This is a genomic window from Pseudomonas sp. URMO17WK12:I7, from assembly GCF_003269045.1.
Classification (GTDB): domain Bacteria; phylum Pseudomonadota; class Gammaproteobacteria; order Pseudomonadales; family Pseudomonadaceae; genus Aquipseudomonas; species Aquipseudomonas putida_J.
In genome coordinates, this window is the sequence record NZ_QLTL01000014.1 from 21,783 (window position 1) to 38,032 (window position 16,250).

At 57.4% G+C, this 16,250-nt stretch carries 18 protein-coding genes, 6 tRNA genes and 1 pseudogene; 14 read left to right on the forward strand and 11 right to left on the reverse strand.

The window, feature by feature from the left end:
* Positions 1–82: 82 nt before the first annotated feature.
* The 5 genes from H040_RS19655 to H040_RS19675 all read left to right on the forward strand — a co-directional run bounded on the left by H040_RS19655 (position 83) and on the right by H040_RS19675 (position 526).
* Positions 83–158 (forward strand) — tRNA-Asn (locus H040_RS19655).
* Between the two features lie 4 nt (positions 159–162).
* Positions 163–239, forward strand: a tRNA-Pro gene (locus tag H040_RS19660).
* Between the two features lie 6 nt (positions 240–245).
* Positions 246–321 (forward strand) — tRNA-Lys (locus H040_RS19665).
* Positions 322–368: 47 nt separating this feature from the next.
* Positions 369–445 (forward strand) — tRNA-Pro (locus tag H040_RS19670).
* A gap of 5 nt (positions 446–450) precedes the next feature.
* A tRNA-Lys gene (locus tag H040_RS19675) sits at positions 451–526 on the forward strand.
* 199 nt (positions 527–725) lie between these two features.
* Here the strand turns inward: H040_RS19675 and H040_RS19680 are convergent.
* From H040_RS19680 to H040_RS19690, 3 genes are all read right to left on the reverse strand, one after another.
* Positions 726–2,021, reverse strand: coding sequence for an NAD(P)/FAD-dependent oxidoreductase (locus H040_RS19680; RefSeq protein WP_027918231.1), 1,296 nt, complete (start codon positions 2,019–2,021; stop codon positions 726–728).
* A gap of 84 nt (positions 2,022–2,105) precedes the next feature.
* Positions 2,106–2,279, reverse strand: coding sequence for a DUF3094 family protein (locus tag H040_RS19685; RefSeq protein WP_003247547.1), 174 nt, complete (start codon positions 2,277–2,279; stop codon positions 2,106–2,108).
* 132 nt (positions 2,280–2,411) lie between these two features.
* Positions 2,412–3,041 carry a DUF1780 domain-containing protein gene (locus H040_RS19690; RefSeq protein WP_027918232.1) on the reverse strand — a complete coding sequence of 210 codons (630 nt, stop codon included), beginning with the start codon at positions 3,039–3,041 and terminating at the stop codon, positions 2,412–2,414.
* 144 nt (positions 3,042–3,185) lie between these two features.
* Here H040_RS19690 and H040_RS19695 point away from each other — a divergent pair, with 144 nt between their 5' ends.
* Positions 3,186–3,869 (forward strand): energy-coupling factor ABC transporter permease, encoded by a 684-nt coding sequence (locus tag H040_RS19695; RefSeq protein WP_027918233.1) that lies wholly within the window; start codon positions 3,186–3,188, stop codon positions 3,867–3,869.
* Between the two features lie 136 nt (positions 3,870–4,005).
* On the opposite strand, the gene yacG is transcribed toward H040_RS19695, so the two are convergent.
* The 4 genes from yacG to H040_RS19715 are packed head-to-tail and all read right to left on the reverse strand — an operon-like array spanning position 4,006 to position 6,903.
* Positions 4,006–4,206, reverse strand: a complete 201-nt coding sequence (gene yacG / locus H040_RS19700) for a DNA gyrase inhibitor YacG (RefSeq protein WP_027918234.1) — start codon at positions 4,204–4,206, stop codon at positions 4,006–4,008.
* A complete protein-coding gene (coaE, locus tag H040_RS19705) occupies positions 4,203–4,826 on the reverse strand; it encodes a dephospho-CoA kinase (protein ID WP_027918235.1) in 624 nt (207 codons plus the stop codon). Before coaE ends, yacG begins: the two co-directional genes overlap by 4 nt.
* Positions 4,826–5,692: a prepilin peptidase gene (locus tag H040_RS19710; RefSeq protein ID WP_027918236.1), complete on the reverse strand. Its 867-nt coding sequence runs from the start codon at positions 5,690–5,692 to the stop codon at positions 4,826–4,828. Before H040_RS19710 ends, coaE begins: the two co-directional genes overlap by 1 nt.
* A gap of 2 nt (positions 5,693–5,694) precedes the next feature.
* Positions 5,695–6,903 (reverse strand): type II secretion system F family protein, encoded by a 1,209-nt coding sequence (locus H040_RS19715; RefSeq protein WP_027918237.1) that lies wholly within the window; start codon positions 6,901–6,903, stop codon positions 5,695–5,697.
* Between the two features lie 215 nt (positions 6,904–7,118).
* On the opposite strand from H040_RS19715, the gene H040_RS19720 reads away from it, so the two are divergent.
* The 6 genes and pseudogenes from H040_RS19720 to H040_RS19745 all read left to right on the forward strand — a co-directional run bounded on the left by H040_RS19720 (position 7,119) and on the right by H040_RS19745 (position 11,311).
* Positions 7,119–7,529, forward strand: coding sequence for a pilin (locus H040_RS19720; protein WP_027918238.1), 411 nt, complete (start codon positions 7,119–7,121; stop codon positions 7,527–7,529).
* Between the two features lie 71 nt (positions 7,530–7,600).
* A tRNA-Thr gene (locus H040_RS19725) sits at positions 7,601–7,676 on the forward strand.
* A gap of 161 nt (positions 7,677–7,837) precedes the next feature.
* A pseudogene (locus H040_RS28185) lies at positions 7,838–8,059 on the forward strand (integrase arm-type DNA-binding domain-containing protein); the annotation flags it as partial.
* Positions 8,060–8,074: 15 nt separating this feature from the next.
* Positions 8,075–9,160, forward strand: a complete 1,086-nt coding sequence (locus H040_RS19730; protein ID WP_256208047.1) for a tyrosine-type recombinase/integrase — start codon at positions 8,075–8,077, stop codon at positions 9,158–9,160.
* Between the two features lie 898 nt (positions 9,161–10,058).
* Positions 10,059–11,039, forward strand: coding sequence for an integrase domain-containing protein (locus H040_RS19740; protein ID WP_027918240.1), 981 nt, complete (start codon positions 10,059–10,061; stop codon positions 11,037–11,039).
* Positions 11,036–11,311 (forward strand): hypothetical protein, encoded by a 276-nt coding sequence (locus H040_RS19745; protein WP_027918241.1) that lies wholly within the window; start codon positions 11,036–11,038, stop codon positions 11,309–11,311. The genes H040_RS19740 and H040_RS19745 overlap by 4 nt, the downstream gene beginning before the upstream one ends.
* A gap of 213 nt (positions 11,312–11,524) precedes the next feature.
* On the opposite strand, the gene H040_RS19750 is transcribed toward H040_RS19745, so the two are convergent.
* The 3 genes from H040_RS19750 to H040_RS27515 form a co-directional block, all read right to left on the reverse strand.
* Positions 11,525–12,148, reverse strand: a complete 624-nt coding sequence (locus H040_RS19750) for a hypothetical protein (protein WP_143512527.1) — start codon at positions 12,146–12,148, stop codon at positions 11,525–11,527.
* 221 nt (positions 12,149–12,369) lie between these two features.
* Positions 12,370–12,465: a 4-fold beta flower protein gene (locus H040_RS28190; RefSeq protein WP_371260241.1), complete on the reverse strand. Its 96-nt coding sequence runs from the start codon at positions 12,463–12,465 to the stop codon at positions 12,370–12,372.
* Positions 12,466–12,533: 68 nt separating this feature from the next.
* Positions 12,534–12,680 carry a hypothetical protein gene (locus H040_RS27515; RefSeq protein ID WP_177326693.1) on the reverse strand — a complete coding sequence of 49 codons (147 nt, stop codon included), beginning with the start codon at positions 12,678–12,680 and terminating at the stop codon, positions 12,534–12,536.
* Positions 12,681–13,052: 372 nt separating this feature from the next.
* Between H040_RS27515 and H040_RS19755 the strand changes: the two genes are divergently transcribed.
* The gene (locus H040_RS19755; RefSeq protein ID WP_033696103.1) at positions 13,053–13,964 is read left to right on the forward strand and encodes a helix-turn-helix transcriptional regulator; all 912 of its coding nucleotides are present in this window, start codon (positions 13,053–13,055) and stop codon (positions 13,962–13,964) included.
* 109 nt (positions 13,965–14,073) lie between these two features.
* Here the strand turns inward: H040_RS19755 and H040_RS19760 are convergent, their stop codons facing one another.
* Positions 14,074–15,204, reverse strand: a complete 1,131-nt coding sequence (locus H040_RS19760) for a hypothetical protein (RefSeq protein WP_081784268.1) — start codon at positions 15,202–15,204, stop codon at positions 14,074–14,076.
* A 539-nt stretch (positions 15,205–15,743) separates the two neighbouring features.
* On the opposite strand from H040_RS19760, the gene H040_RS19765 reads away from it, so the two are divergent.
* Positions 15,744–16,238: a DUF1543 domain-containing protein gene (locus H040_RS19765; RefSeq protein ID WP_081784269.1), complete on the forward strand. Its 495-nt coding sequence runs from the start codon at positions 15,744–15,746 to the stop codon at positions 16,236–16,238.
* Positions 16,239–16,250 lie beyond the last annotated feature (12 nt).

Below are 16,250 nucleotides of genomic sequence, written 5' to 3' on the forward strand. Positions count from 1 at the left end.
GCCTCAGCAGCGACAACGCGAAAGCGGAGAAGCTAAAGGGTCCGAAGCGAACACAGTCTTCGGAGTTGTACCGAAGTTCAGTTCCGCGATAGCTCAGTCGGTAGAGCAAATGACTGTTAATCATTGGGTCCCTGGTTCGAGTCCAGGTCGCGGAGCCAATCTCGGGGTGTAGCGCAGTCCGGTAGCGCGCCTGCTTTGGGAGCAGGATGTCAGGAGTTCGAATCCCCTCACCCCGACCATTTTCCGGGTCGTTAGCTCAGTTGGTAGAGCAGTTGGCTTTTAACCAATTGGTCGTAGGTTCGAATCCTACACGACCCACCATGTAGAAAAGGGCATCTCCAATGAGATGCCCTTTTTTTTGAAAGACCCGGGGTGTAGCGCAGTCCGGTAGCGCGCCTGCTTTGGGAGCAGGATGTCAGGAGTTCGAATCCCCTCACCCCGACCATTTTTGGGTCGTTAGCTCAGTTGGTAGAGCAGTTGGCTTTTAACCAATTGGTCGTAGGTTCGAATCCTACACGACCCACCATGTAAAAAGGGCATCTCGAATGAGATGCCCTTTTTCTTTGCCTCGAAAAACTGCGCCTTCGGTGCAGGCTGCGGGCATCTGATTACAACCACGCCTGTGGGAGTGGGCTTGCCCGCGAAGAAGGCAGCGCGGTGCATGGCACGGGCTTCGCCCGTGTTCGCGGGCAAGCCCGCGGCCACAGGGGAAGCCCTTTGGCCTGTCAGTGCAGCTTCAGGCGCGGCTCAGTGCCCCGACCAATCTTGCTACCCAGCATCATCAAAGCCGTGCGGAAGAACCCATACAGCGCCATCTGGTGCATGCGGTACAGCGACACGTAGAACATCCGCGCCAGCCAGCCCTCCAGCTTCACGCTGCCCATCAGGTTACCCATCAGGTTGCCCACCGCCGAGAAGCGCGACAGCGACACCAGCGAACCGTAGTCCTTGTACTCGTAGGTCGGCAGTGCCTTGTTCTCCAATCGCGCCTTCAGGCTCTGCGCCAGCATCGAAGCCTGCTGGTGCGCGGCCTGTGCCCGTGGCGGCACATTGCGGTCGCTACCTGGCTGCGGGCAGGCAGCGCAGTCACCAAAGGCGAAAATGTTGTCGTCGCGGGTGGTCTGCAGGGTAGGGCGCACCACCAGCTGGTTGATGCGGTTGGTTTCAAGGCCATCGATATCCTTGAGGAAGCCCGGCGCACGGATACCCGCCGCCCACACCTTGAGGCTGGCCTGGATCACTTCACCGTCTTTGGTCTTCAGGCCATCTTCGGTCACTTCACTGACGGCGGCGTTGGTCAGCACCTTGACCCCGAGTTTCTCCAGGGTCTTGTGCACCGGCACGCTGATGCGCTCCGGCAGCGCAGGCAACACGCGCGGTCCAGCCTCGATGATGGTGATGTGCATGTCCTTGGGCTGGATGCGGTCCAGGCCATAGGCCGCCAGTTCGTGGGCCGCGTGGTGCAGCTCTGCCGCCAGCTCCACGCCGGTGGCACCAGCGCCGACGATGGCCACGCTGATCTGCTCGCTGGCCACATCGCCGGCGTGGGCACGCAGGTAGTGGTTCAGCAGCTGCTGGTGGAAGCGCTCGGCCTGCTTGCGGGTGTCGAGGAACAGGCAGTGCTGCGCGGCGCCCAAGGTGCCGAAGTCGTTGGTGTTGGAGCCGACGGCGATCACCAGGGTGTCGTAGCCCAGGGTGCGCGCAGGCAGCAGCTCACGGCCCTCTTCATCCAGGGTAGCGGCCAACTGGATTTGCTTGCCTTCACGGTCCAGGCCGCTCATGCGCCCCAGCTGGAAGTTGAAGTGGTTCCACTTGGCCTGGGCCACGTAGTTCAGTTCGTCTTCCGAGGAGTTCAGCGAGCCGGCGGCCACTTCGTGCAGGAGCGGCTTCCAGATGTGCGTGAGGTTGGCGTCGACCAGGGTGATCTCGGCCTGCTTGCGCTTGCCCAGGCTTTTACCCAGGCGGGTCGCCAGTTCCAGGCCGCCGGCGCCGCCGCCGACAATCACGATGCGATGAGTCATGGGAATATCTCATAAGGTTTACGGAATTCGTGGCCCCAAGGGCCGGCCGCAAACTGCGAGAGAGGAGGGCGAGCGCAAGGCAGCTCATAGCACCAGTCCACTCAGCAGGCGGCTGATGAGACCCAACCCGATGGTCACGGCCAGTACCAGCGCAAGGAGCAGCCAGGGCCGAAATGGCCGGCGCTCGACTTGGTGCTGGGGGGCTCGCAGATACTCATCGACACGACGCTGATCTTCCGGGTTCAGGCGGCTGGTCATGGTGGGCCTCGTCAGGTAGACGTCTGTGACTGCACGAACGCCACAGCGTTCATGCAAGCGCTTCAAACAAATGATAATGCTTTCTATCCCTGGCGCCGAGTTTACGCCATCGCAAAGACTCTCGGCACTGGATCAAAGACTGATGCCCACGTCGAAGACGATGCTGCGCCCCAGGTTGCCACGCAGAAAGTCCGGTGCATCGGGGTGGGCGAACAGTACACGGGCAAAGGTCGGCCCGACCAGCGACAGCGAGCGCCAGCCCTGGCGCAGGTACTCGGTGGGCGGCGGGAAGTGGGTGTTGAGGTCCAGCACTTCGCGCTTGAGGCTGGCAAAGGCGATGATGTCCAGCTCGCTCAGGTCCAGCCCGCGCTCGCGGTAGTTGTGCGCCTTCTTGCGCAAGGTCGGCGCCAGGCGCCCCAGCAGCTCGGCGGCGGCGATGCGCCGGGGGCGGGCTTCGCGGCGCACCAGCTGGGCCAGGGAAAACGCACTGCGCCGACGCTGCAGCTCTTCGCGCCATTCGTCGTTGAGGCGGCGGCCTTCGTCGAGCACGAAAAACACTTCAAAGGCGGCATCGCGGAACAGCACATCCGGGGGCTCCTGGCCGGCCGGGGTGAAGTCCTCGCTGCGGTATGGGATATTCAGCCCCTGCAACAGGCGCTGGCACACCCACCGCTCCCGCTCCCACTTGCGGGCGTTGGATAGAAAGGCATTGGCTTGTTCGGCCTGGATGGTAAGCAGGCGCAGGTAGTCTGAGTCATCCATGGGAACAAGCTTAGCCGCTAATCGATGACGGTAAGATGCTGTTTGTGCGTGGGAATCAGGCCAATGTCGGCCACCGCTGCAGGCGTTGACGAGAATCGATGTAGACTCAGGTTTATCCACAGGCCAGACAGGGGCATTGTTCGGGTGATCAGCGCGCAGGTTTTATCCACAACCAGCCTGGCCATGGGTTGGCTTGGCTACATACCGCTGCTGATCTGGGCCGCCAGCCGCACGCGCTGGGTCGAGCTGGTGACCGACCGGCGCCGCCAGCACCTGCTGTTTGGCACCGTGTTCTGCCTGTTTGCCCTGTGGCTGGTCAGGCGCGATTTCGATACAGGCGTGTCGTATCACTTCATCGGCATGACGGCGGTGACCTTGTTGCTGGACTGGCCACTGGCAGTGCTCGGTGGCTTCTTCGCCCAGCTCGGCTTGCTGGCGTTGGGGCGGCAGGACTTCGCGGCGCTCGGGGTCAACGGGTTGCTGCTGGTGGGGTTGCCGGTGCTGATCACCGAAGTGTGCGCGATCCTGGTCGAGCGGGCGCAGCCGCGTAACCTGTTCGTCTACATCTTCTGTTCAGGGTTCTTCCCCGCTGCACTGACGGTGCTGATTTGCGTGCCGGTGGCGTTGGGGGTGTTATGGCTGGATGGTCGCTTTGCGATGCCGGAGTGGCTCAGCGATTTTATCGGCTACCTGTGGCTGATGATGTTCCCGGAGGCGTTCATCAACGGCATGGTGATCAGTGCCCTGGTGGTGTTTTGCCCGGAGTGGCTGGAAACATTCAACCGTACGCGGTATCTGCAGGCGCCGTGGAAGGATGATGAGCGCTGAAAGTTGTATTGGCTATGCCGGCCTCTTCGCGGGTAAACCCGCTCCCACAGGGATTTCACCGCTTTCAGATCCTGTGAAGGTCCTGTGGGAGCGGGTTTACCCGCGAAAGGGCCGGCACAGGCAGCCCAAGCGTCCGTCAGTGCCGCGGCTCCAGCTCCCCGGAAAACAGCTCATCCTCGGCATCCGGCGCCACCGGAATCTTGTGCTCCTCCGCGGCCCAGGCCCCCAGGTCGATCAGCTTGCAGCGATCGGAACAGAATGGCCGGAACGTGTTTTTCTCGTTCCATTCCACAGGTGCGCCACAGGTCGGGCAATCGACGGTCAATGGCTGGCTCATGGCTGGCCTCCTCGTAAAGTCAGGTAAAAGTGGTGCAGGCGGTCAATCTGCTCATGCAGTGCGGCCAGGTCGCCGTCATTGACCACCACATCGTCGGCATGGCCCAAGCGCTCCTCCCGGCCCAGCTGGGCCTTGAGAATGGCCTGCACCTGCTCGGCACTGGTGTTGTCACGTGCCAGGGTGCGCGCCACCTGCAGCGCTTGCGGCACATCGATGACCAGCACGCGCTGGACCTTCTGGTGCTGGCCCGACTCGATCAGCAGCGGCGACACGTACACCGCATAGGGTGATTCCGCCTTGGCCAGATAACTGAAGATCTCCTGCCCGATCAGCGGGTGCAGCAGTTGTTCCAGCCACTTGCGCTGAGCAGGGTCGGCAAAGATCAGCTGGCGCAAGGCCGCGCGATCAAGCTGGCCATCGCCCAGCAGCACGCCGGGGCCGAAGCGCTCGACGATGCTGGCCAGTGCCGGGCGGCCGGGTTCGACCACCCAGCGCGCCGCCTGATCGGCATCGACCAGGTGCACGCCAAGTTCGACGAAGCGTTCGGCGGCGGCGCTCTTGCCGCTGCCGATGCCGCCGGTCAGCCCGAGAATCCAGGGGGTGAAGGCCTTGGTGGTCATCACATTCCAAACAGTTGCAGGTAGGAGGCATATATTTCATCACCCCAGAGCACAGCAATCCACCCCGCAATGGCCAGATAAGGGCCAAAGGGTATAGCAGTGCCGACGGACTGCCTGCGCACGCGCAGCAGGCACAGGCCCGCCACCACGCCGATCACCGATGACAGCAGCAAGGTGACCGGCAATACCTGCCAGCCACCCCAGGCCCCGATCAGCGCCAGCAGCTTGAAGTCGCCATAGCCCATGCCTTCCTTGCCGGTGACCAGCTTGAACACCCAGTACACCGACCACAGGCTCAGGTACCCGGCCACTGCGCCCCACAGTGCATCGGGCAATGGCACCACAGTGTCGAAGGCATTGACGACCAGGCCCAGCCACAGCGTCGGCAGCACCAGCACATCGGGCAATAGCTGCTGGTCATGGTCGATCAGGCTCAGCGTCAGCAGGCTCCAGGTCAGCAGCAGCAGTGCCAGGGCCTCGGTGCTTGTGCCGGAATGCCAGGCCACTGCCATCGACAACAGCGCACAGGCCACCTCGACCAGCGGATAACGCGCACTGATCGGCTGCTTGCACGCTGAGCAGCGCCCACGCAACGCCAGGTAACTGATTACGGGAATGTTCTCCCAGGCGCGGATCGCGTGGTTGCAATGGGGGCAGTGGGAAGCGGGGAGGGACAGGTTGAAGCGCTCGTGCTCGGTGGTCGGCAGGCCCAGTACCTCCTGCGCTTCGCGCTGCCACTGGCGCTCGAGCATGATCGGCAGGCGATGCACCACCACATTGAGGAAGCTGCCCACCAGCAGGCCGAGCACAGCCGCCAAGGGGATGAAGTAGGCCGGCTGTTCGGCCAGCAAAGTCCATGAAGTCATGTTCAGATCAAGCTACCCAACTGGAAGATCGGCAGGTACATCGCCACCACCAGGCCACCGACCAACAGGCCCAGGATCAGCACGATGGCTGGCTCCAGCAGGCTGGTCAACTGGTCCAGCGCCTGGCTGACCTGTTCCTCGTAATGGCTGGCGGACTTCGCCAGCATCTGCTCCAGCGTGCCGCTGGATTCACCAATGGCGGTGAGTTGCACCAACAAGGGCGGAAACAGTGGTTCATTGGCCATCGCCTGATTCAGCGCCTGCCCGTTGGCCATGCCCTGACGCAAGCGCTGCACGGCCTGTTCGTGCAGTTCATCGCCGCAAGCCTTGGCCACGGTGACCAGCGCATCCAGCATCGGCACCCCGGCAGCATAAGACGTGGCCAGGGTGCGGGCGAAGCGCGCCAGGGCCGCCTGGCTCAACAGCCTGCCGAACACAGGAAGGCGCAAAGCCTGTGCAGTTATCCACAGCCGTGCTGGCGCATGCCTCTGATACAGCCGGGTAAAGGCGAATGCCAGGCCAACTGCGGTTATCAACAGCAGCGGCGCATAGCGCCCCAGCCCTGTGGACAAGTTGATCACCCACTGTGTGAAGGCCGGTAGCGCTGCATCGAAACCGGCAAACAGGCTTTCGAAGCGCGGAATCACCTCCAGCAACAAGATCGCCGAAACCCCCAAACCGGTCAGCAACAACAGCAACGGATAGAGCATCGCCTTGCGCACCCTTTTACGCAGTAGCTGGCGTTGCTCCAGCATCCCCGCCAACTGCTCCAGCTGCCGATCGAGCGTGCCGGATTGCTCACCCACGCGGATCAGGTTGCAGTACAACCCATCGAACCACGCCGGGTGGCGCTGCAGCGCATCGGCCAGCCCCAGGCCCGAGGCCACATCCCGTTTCAATTTATCCAGCAAGGCTGCCTGCGCCGCATTGCAGCCACTGCGCCCCATCACCTCGAAGGCCTGCAACAGCGGCACCCCGGCCTTGAGCAAGGTCGCCAGCTGGCGACTGAAACCCGCCGGGTCGGCCTTTTCCCGAGCCTTCGGCATACGCCATTCAAACCCGCCGGCCGCCCGCAGGCTGACCACGCGAATGCCCTGGCGCTGCAAGCCGGCCCGTGCGTAAGCCAGGCTGCGCCCGCTGACCTGGCCGCTGACCTTGGCGCCACTGGCATCAGTGCCGCGCCACGAATAAAGATGCGTCGATGAGTTCATGCAAAGGTCCTTTTGTGCTCGTGCGACAAGCCTGGAAACAGCTTGCCGCGTCCATGAGCGGGCGTACGTCCGTGATGCTCACTAGAGTAGTTCAGCGAAGATGACGCCCCGGCGGGCAGGGGTGACAAAAGGTGTCTGTTCAGGCCTACTGCGCCGCTGCCAGCTGGGGGCGAGCCTGACCTCCACGAGTACACGTATCAAAAAGGAAATCGTTCATGAAAGGGCAACGCGGTATCACCCTGATCGAACTGATGATCGTCGTCGCGATCATCGGCATTCTGGCGACCATCGCCATCCCGATGTACACCAACCACCAGTCCCGCACCAAGGCGGCGGCCGGGTTGCTGGAAATCAGCGCGCTGAAGACGGCGATGGAACTGCGCCTGAATGAAGGCAAGGACGTGACCAATGTGGCCGAGCTGGGCGGCCAGCCCGCCACGGCGAACTGTGCGATTGCGGTCAGCAGCAAGGCGGCTGACGGGACTGGCTCGATCGAGTGCACCCTGGTGGATGCGCCGGCCAATGCGGTGGGCAAGCGCCTTACGCTGACCCGCTCGGCGACCGGCTGGAGCTGCACGACCGACATCGAGGAAGACCTTGCGCCGAAGGGCTGCAAAGCGTCCTGAGACGAGGGGGAATAAGGCTGGGGAAACAGGGGTTTACGCAGCGGGTGCGGCAGTGGTACGTTGCGCTACACGCCGGTGTAGCTCAGTCGGTAGAGCAGCGCACTCGTAACGCGAAGGTCGCAGGTTCGATTCCTGTCTCCGGCACCAGTTCAGGTTCCAGCGAAGGCCACCAAAATCTCTGGAACCCCCGTAAAACCCGCCTTCTGGCGGGTTTTTTCGTTATGACGTTCCTTCGGAATCCGACAGCTGCCAGCCGATTTAGGGGTAACGTTTGGGATAAAGTCGATTCGATAAAGGGGTTTACCCTTATGGCTCGTACTACTGCTCCCCTGACTGACACCGCATGTCGCTCGGCCAAACCTACTGACCGCCCATACAAGCTTTTTGACGGTGACGGTCTTTACCTCCTCGTTTACCCCAATGGCCGCAAAGGCTGGCGCTTCCGGTATGTGAAACCGGATGGGCGAGAGGGGCTAACCTCGTTTGGCAACTATCCCGTCATAGGTCTCGCAGATGCTCGGCAGAAGCGTCTAGAGACTAAGCGGATGCTGGCTGAAGGCATTGATCCGATTGCGTCCAAGCAGCAGGCTAAGGCCGAGGCGGTTGTCAGAGGCCACACGTTCGAGCGTGTTGCCTTGGACTGGCATAAGGAAATGTCCGTGAAGTGGGCGCCTGGCCATTCGAGGACCGTGCTGAGTCGTTTGAAGACTCACGTATTCCCACTGCTAGGCGCACGCGCCATCGTTGATCTGGATACCTTCGACCTCATGCAGCCGCTTGAGGCGATCAAGAAGCGCGGCACGATCGATGTGGCCTTAAGGGTACAAAACTATCTTCAGAGCATCATGCGTGAGGCTAAGCGGCAGCGGCTGATCACGGTGAACCCTGCATATGACCTTGAGGGCTTCATCAGCGCGCCACGGGTGACGCATCGGCCTGCACTCCCGCTGTCACGTCTGCCTGAGTTAATGGACCGCATCGAGAACTACAAAGGACGCACGCTCACTCGGCTGACCGTGATGTTGTCGCTGCATGTGTTTGTCCGCTCCAGCGAATTGCGCTTCGCACGTTGGAGTGAGTTCGATCTGAAACGCGGCATATGGGAGATACCTGACACGCGGCCCGCTTTGGAAGGCGTCCCGTATTCGACCAGAGGCACGAAGATGGCGGGCGACATCCATCTGGTGCCTCTGTCACCGCAAGCGGTGGCGTTGCTCGAACAGATTCATGCGATCACGGGGTACTTCGATCTGGTGTTCACCAGTGACGCTCGCTCGTGGAAGCCTATGTCCGAAAATACGGTCAACAGCGCTTTGCGGAACATGGGTTACGACACCAAGACCGAAATCTGCGGGCATGGCTTCCGGTCCATGGCGTGCAGTGCCTTGGTCGAATCCGGGCTTTGGTCAGAGACGGCTATTGAGCGGCAGATGAGCCACAGGGAGCGCAACAACGTTCGGGCGGCGTATATCCACAAGGCCGAGTTCCTGGAGGAACGGCGAATGATCATGAGTTGGTGGAGCCGTTACCTCGAAGCGAATCGGCAGGAGCATATCTCGCCGCATGAGTTCGCGAATCAGACCGGGGCAAACGTATCGAGCCTTAGAACAAGGCGTGGCGCAGTCGAGTGAGCGCACAGCTTTGAAATTTCGGTGATCCGCTTTCCATGCGGGTCCATCCAAACAGGGCTGCAAAGCCGCCCTGTTTGGATGGACCTCACCTAAAAAATCAAAAGCACCAAATCGGTCACTGGAAACCACGGGATTCCGTACACGCCCAATGCCATTTTCAACCGCAAAATCGTGCGGGCGAGTCGCTTGACCCTCTCGGATTGCGGGCGTAGAAAAGACAGTGCAAAGGCTGTCGTTGACAGCACCCCAGGTGACCCGAACCTTAAAGGTCACGCCGCTCCCGCGGTGGTTCTCCCCAATGGCGATTCGCATCCGGCAGCTCGCCCGGTCACTACCCATGTGATGGATGCTCTTATACCTATGGCGCTCGTGCGCCAGATACACCGTAACTCGCTGCCCTGCAGCAACCTATGCACTTGGCCGACTATTGCGCCAACCTGTGCCCGTCTCTTTCTTCTGGAAAGAGACGGGCACCTCTACCACTGCTGCAGCCCTGATCGTACATGGCTTTGCGGCATTCCCCCTCGTGACAATCGGCGTGACAAACGCCGATGTCACCAGCAACAGCCATGTAGATGATGGTGCCGCAGGCCAAGGAATGGACTGCACCTGACTGACAGTCAGGCATGCCCCGGTCATCGCATTGCTGCTTGCACATGGCTCAGGATCTTCAGGCGCAGGTCTCGTCAGCCAGCGCTGCCTCCACCCGCCCACCGGTAACGGTGCTCAGGAGGCCAGATCATGAGATGCCCTTGCTCCCGGACGTAAGGAGCCGCCAGTCCCGCGCTAGAGGACATCCCCACAGGTCGCAGGGGCCTTGATCCCTGATAACACTCAACATTCTTGGCGGGATGACGTGGGGCCGAGGATCGAAGACCAGGCGATGAGGTGATTCGACATGGCATTGGTGGGTAGACGCGATGGCCGTAATTTTGGCTACGGCAGGCAACTGAGCTATGCAGGGCCGCAGGCGTTGAAAGACATGTTCGGCGGCGGCCACTACGGCACAGTCAAGGCGCACAGTGATCGGTGGCAGGCATTCGTGAAGTGGTGCCGCTCCGAACAGGGGCCGGGTATCAATGATGCGCGGCAGATTGATTGGAAGGTATTGGCGGACTATGCGGCGTATCTGCGCGATGTGATTAGGCGCGGTGACCTCGCCATCAGCACCGCGCAAAATCGGCTATCCAGCGTTAACAGAACCATGGCGGCGCTTCGCGGTGATCAGTACGTGAAATTGCCCAGCCCGAGCAAGGCGTTGGGTATGCAGCGCACCGGGGTTCGCCACTCGGTGCCACAAGGACAAGATCGCGAGCACGTGAAGCAGATCGTCAATGCACTTTGCAGCCAACATCATCAACGCGCCGCCGCGATTGTTCTGTTGGCGCGAGCCACCGGCATGCGCTTGCGTGAGGCCATCTTGGCTCACCTGCCACGGCTAAGTGGTGAGGCTGAAAAATTCGGCAAGATCAACATCCAGGATGGCACCAAAGGCGGCCGCTCCGGGGCCTCGGCGCCACGTTGGATTACGGTAGACAACAATGTTCGAGATGCACTTCGGTTTGCACGGCAGGTGTCGTCAGCGGGTAGCAGCAACCTGATAGCCCCGGGCGAAAGTTACCTGGACGTTCTGCAGAAAGTCGTCCGTCCGGCGCGCGACATCCTTCATGCCCACAACCTCAAAGGTTTTCATGAACTACGGGCGGCGTACGCGTGCGAACGCTATGAGCAGATCACCCGACTTCGCGCGCCTATCAACGGTGGTAAATGCTGCCAGATAGATCGGCGCCTTGATCGAGATGCCCAAAGGCAAATCAGCTACGACCTAGGGCACGGTCGTGTCGACGTGGTTGCTGCGTACATTGGGGGGCGGGCATGAGTAAGCCATTCGATATGGAATTGTTCTTGGCTGGCGTGCTGAACGGTTCGCACGCGACCCGGCAACGCCATTTGCGGCAAGCAAAGCTTATCCAAGTTGAAATCGCAGAGCGCTGGCAGCGAGAGACGCCTTGGGCTTGGCAGAGAAAGCATTTGGCTTGGTTTCTCGAGCATCGCCTAGGCCGGCGCAGTGAGGCGACGCGCTATTACTACGTGCTGACTATGCGGGTGCTTACTCGCCGGTTAGAAAAGGCATGGGTATTCGCCCGCTAAGCGAGGAGCCGTTATTGATAGTCGCGGTCGGCAGCAATCGACCCAGCGGACATTCACAGATGGATGATTCGCCAGAAGCAGCATGGAGGAAAAAGAACGGGGCTTTCCTCTCCAGATAATCGATGATGAGCAAAGCTGCGTCGAAGAAAATTTTATGAGGTATTCATGCAGACGCAGTTAACAACCGGATTGTAAGTTAGCGGTTATCTCGCTCTAGGCTTCTCCATTCGAAGGTACATGGACATGCGAATCCCTCGTCGAGGATTGTCTAAGAGCCGTATCCACGAAAACTTCACCATTTTGCATCCGTAGGACTGTGGTTAGTTCATATAATATTCCGTTATAAGTAAACTTAAGATTTTTGGGATTGTTGTATTTTCTTAAAGTAAATTGATATGGTTGAGAGTCGACAAAGCTAATTTGTATGTAGGCATATGGACCATTGTCCCCTTCTAGGAAGTCCATAAAACCTACGTAGAACTCAGGGTTCTTAGGGTGCCAGATCTGCTTCACCATAAGCTGTCTTGAGTCGCTTTTCAATGCGGAGTCAACAAGTTCGGCTTTCTCTGTTAATTCGCTTACGGTCGATTCCAGCTTCCTGAACTGTGCAATCGGAACGTAGCCTGCCTCGACCTCTTTCCTAGGCAGGTAATCCTTCTCAACATCATCTTTTCTTAAATAATTCTGCTCTAGTTGGTCCTTTGTGATGTAGGTGCCGTTCTGAAGGATTTTTGAATTGGTTTTTTCCAGCACCCAATCGGTTTGCTTTAAGCCCATCTGGTAAGCCCCCGCAATCGAGGTCAGTAGAAAAGCCAGGATTAAGCGTTCAGATTTCATAGCAAACATTGTTGAAAAGATCTCTGTATTATTTTCAGCAAAAGATAAGTGTTGTCACTCAGCGGGTGTGCGCAGGGCGTAGCTATATTCCTTGGTTTGCCAAGGTGTATCTGGCGGCGACCATCGATCTTCGATGAAGATTGCGGATGTAAGCATTACTGGCTGAATAACAGGTTCGCTAACGCTCATCAAAACAGCACATCTTGGGAAGCAAGGTGCGATTAGGCGACCGGTCGGCCACTGAAGGTAAAAATGTGCTCGCCATCGTCGGTATACGCGACGGGAGTCCCGTTGCGGTCGTAAAAATCCAAGCTCATGCAGAATTTCCATCCGAAAGGGAGAGGGCAGGGCACTGCTGTGCCCTGAGCTCTGTTAAGCGGTCAACTTAATTGGCCGCTTTAGGGCGAATGACGATGCGGAACGGCTGGCCGTTTGCACGTCGAATCACCTTGCCCGATTTGGTGGTGATGGTCATACGATAGATGACCTCGCCTTCCCCCTCGGGTTTTTCGAACAGCTCAAGCTGGGACATAGAATGTCTCCTGTGAGGCGGCTCGAACACAGAACTCGCTCCCTTGCGAAAGGAGCCCATAGGGGCTACCATCCACAAGCTTTTTCCACAAAGCGCGAGAGACATCTGGAGCCAGTTCAGACGTCTTTTCCCGAAGGCCGGTCAAGTTCGTACCTTGACCGGCCTTTCTGTTTCTGGCGTTCTGAGATCCCATCCATGCCTCCTTTTTGAATCGCCTGAGGTGCTATGGATAGAGATGTATCGCGACCATATCCAAAGGCTATCATCATCATTTTGATTACGTCAAGCGCTCGTGTGTTATCATTGACTATCAGATGTGCCCGACCGGATGTTGGGTCAGCAAGGCAGGTAAAACGGTAAGCCGGAGAGCAAATGATTGATTTGAGCGAATACAGCCAAGCGCAACGGGAGCGCCTGGTGTACATAGATTTCCGCCTGTACTTCACGGGAGCCGTTTCAAGAACTGATCTCATGGAGCGATTCGGGGTGGGGGCTGCAGCTGCCACCCGTGATTTCGCGCAGTATCGGGAGATTGCTCCTGAGAACACTGAGCTCGACACTGTGACCAAGCATTACGTGATACGCGAGACGTTCTCGCCTTTAATCGCGCACTCGCCTGAGCGAGTGCTCACGGCACTTTCCCAAGGGTATGGATACGGCCTGGATGGAGAGAAGCCGCTAATCTTGAACGAATCCGTTTCGCTGCTCAGCAAGCCGAAGGTGGAAGTTTTGGCGCCGATCTCGCGCGCGATCAGCCTCAACCAAGTGGTAAAAATTAGCTATACCTCGGGATCAGGCGAGTCTGAACGGGAAATCGTGCCGTTCGCGATCAGTTGTGATGGCTTGCGCTGGCATGTCCGAGCGTATGATCGGAAACGCCGGAAATTTGTGGACTTCGTTTTAGCTCGAATCGGCAATGCTCAGACTCAGTGGGGTGTTAAACCCAAGAGCGAAGAAAACCAAAAGCACGATGATCAATGGAATCGAATGCTGGATCTCCCCCTCGTGCCGCACCCTGATAAGAATTATGCGCAGATCGTGATGCTCGACTATGAGATGCCTGGCGGCGTTCTCAGGCTTCGAGTACGCGCTGCGATGGCAGGGTACGTCCTGCAGCAGTATCACGTGGACTGCTCACCTGACCACAGCATCGAAGATAAGGCATACCGCCTATGGCTCAGTGATCCCTTGATTCTCTATGGAGTGGAAAGCTCAGTGTTTGCGCCAGGATACAAAAGCCCGAATGGCGGTCTGGGCGGGAGCGATAAAGTTGAAGCCAGTTAAAGAGCTGCGCCTGATGTAAAGTCACGATCAAGTATAGTAAGCGGCCTTCCCATCCAATGGCGTGAGACCAGCGGCCGCTATTCTAACCAATTGTCGATCAGTGGGCTGGTTAATATATTGTATTTTTCGCCATCTCCTGCCACAGGATCTTCCTGTCTAGCTCTTGGCCTTGGTATATGACTTTTCCAAAAGTATCATCTACCAAACGTCGCCCTTTCTCATAGATATGAACGTGAATACCCAGTTCCTGGGGCCTGTCCGCTGTCCATAGAACGGCTGGAGTAGAAGACCAAACCTCGAATTTAAGTCCGGTGTACTCGTCCATATTAAGCGTGCGTTCTGGGACTATATATTTGTTGCTGTTATTGAATTGATCATGCAGAGGTTTCAGTGGTGTTGATACAATTTTTCCTTCACTCCATACGCTGTCATTGCCACAGTTCCCACAGAAATGTTTTGCGTGTGGTGTATTGGCGAAACTACCTAAATCCAAGTGAGGATATCCGCATTTCTTGCACGTCACGCATGCCATTTCTCGGTCATTTTCCAGTGATTTAACGAACTCAAACGCAGCAGGCGGCGTAATCTGGATTTGGGTAATTTCGCTACTGGAAAATAGCCCTAGGTTTTGATTGTACGAGCACACGATAGCGTCAAAATCTCTGTCTAATAGCTTTTTGTTGTCGCCAGAAAAACGCTTATGCACATGTATTTTTGGTGCTCTCGGGACTATCTTGTCACTGGAGAGTGCTGGCGGTAATGAACACCAAACGCCAATTTCCTCAAAGTCGTTAAAGTCCACTACCAACGGGTCAACTACATAGCTCATTCCCATAAGGTGATTACTACAGGTTACCTCCCCGGTAGGAGGCACGGCAGCAATGTCCGCTTTTATACCCCAATGGATTTGGTGGGTCTTGCAATACCATCTATCTGCGCCATTTCTGAATTTTCCACATGGAACAATATTACAAGGCAGTACTGCATTGTCGCCGGATTTTGCCGTGAAGCTACCGAAAACTCCTTCCGAATTTACAGCGATATTTCCGATTGTTCTTCCAGGGGCCCAACATATCGCTGAAGCAGTAGAATACTGTTCAGGGCTATCTTCCTGTTCGCCCTCATTACAGTACTTTCTAATGAAATTTTTTTTTGCCATCCCCGTGCCGGGGTCAGACCATTCGCACTCCCAAACCTCAACCTGCCCTGTTTCTTGGTTTAATTTTCGCGAATAAAACATTAAGTAATCCTTTATCCTGATAGTCAGGTTTTTATAGTGTTGGAGTGCTAGTTTCGTGCTTCGTCTAGCCGCCTCTAGGCTGTGCTGATTTCTGGGTTGACCACGAACCTATGCACACATACAAACATCCGGGGAGGGGATGGCTAAAGGGCACACGATTCGATTGAAGCAGGTCCACAATCGGAGTTCAAGGTAAACCCGTATCCTGCCCGTGCACCCCCTATAAATTAGGCGTCTGGACTGATTGGGGGCCTCGACAACTGGATGCATCGGCCGCCCACCTTGGCGCCTGTGGGCCCAGACATTTTTACGGGTTCCTGACAGCTGTTAAATTTCCATTTATACTCCTACGTGCTCATCCTTTTCTATAGGGTTGTAGCGGGGCGTGCGTTGACTTGATGTTTGAATCAGATGATCGCGTTAATGCTTTATCAGCTTCGAAGGATAGGAGCAGGTTGCAGGTTGAAGTCCCACAAATCAGGCGGCATATCTGGCTTGATTTTTTGACTCATTAATTATTTATATCTGGTAGGCGGATAATGCTTTTTGTTGTAATGCTAGGAGGTAAACATCCTAGAGCGAAAATTGAAGTCCACGACGTGGCCTTTGTAGCCGCTGATAGCCTAGAGGATACGTATCCTCAGCTCAGACAGAACTGGTTTGGAGCTCCCGTAGGCCTTCATATTGATGCATGGATGGCGGTTGATGGGGTTGAAGGCTGGAAAGTAGAACTTAGCCCTCTAGCTCCTCGCCCCGGATCTCTCCGTTTGTACTTCATCAATCTTGGCGGTTATGAGGATAATTCCTTCGGCGAAGCACACCACTATTCGCTGATAGTCGCGAAAGATAAGCGTGACGCGATGAGCCGTGGTAAGCGCCAGATATTTAAGCATTGGGCCCAACCTCATACCGATAACTTATTTGATGTAGACGACTGTTTGCCGATTGATGCGATAGACGGACGTTACGTTCATTTGGTTCCGGAGCCACACGACGGCATAACTCAGCGCAATGACTACATTGTCCTGTCATAACGATCCGTTGAG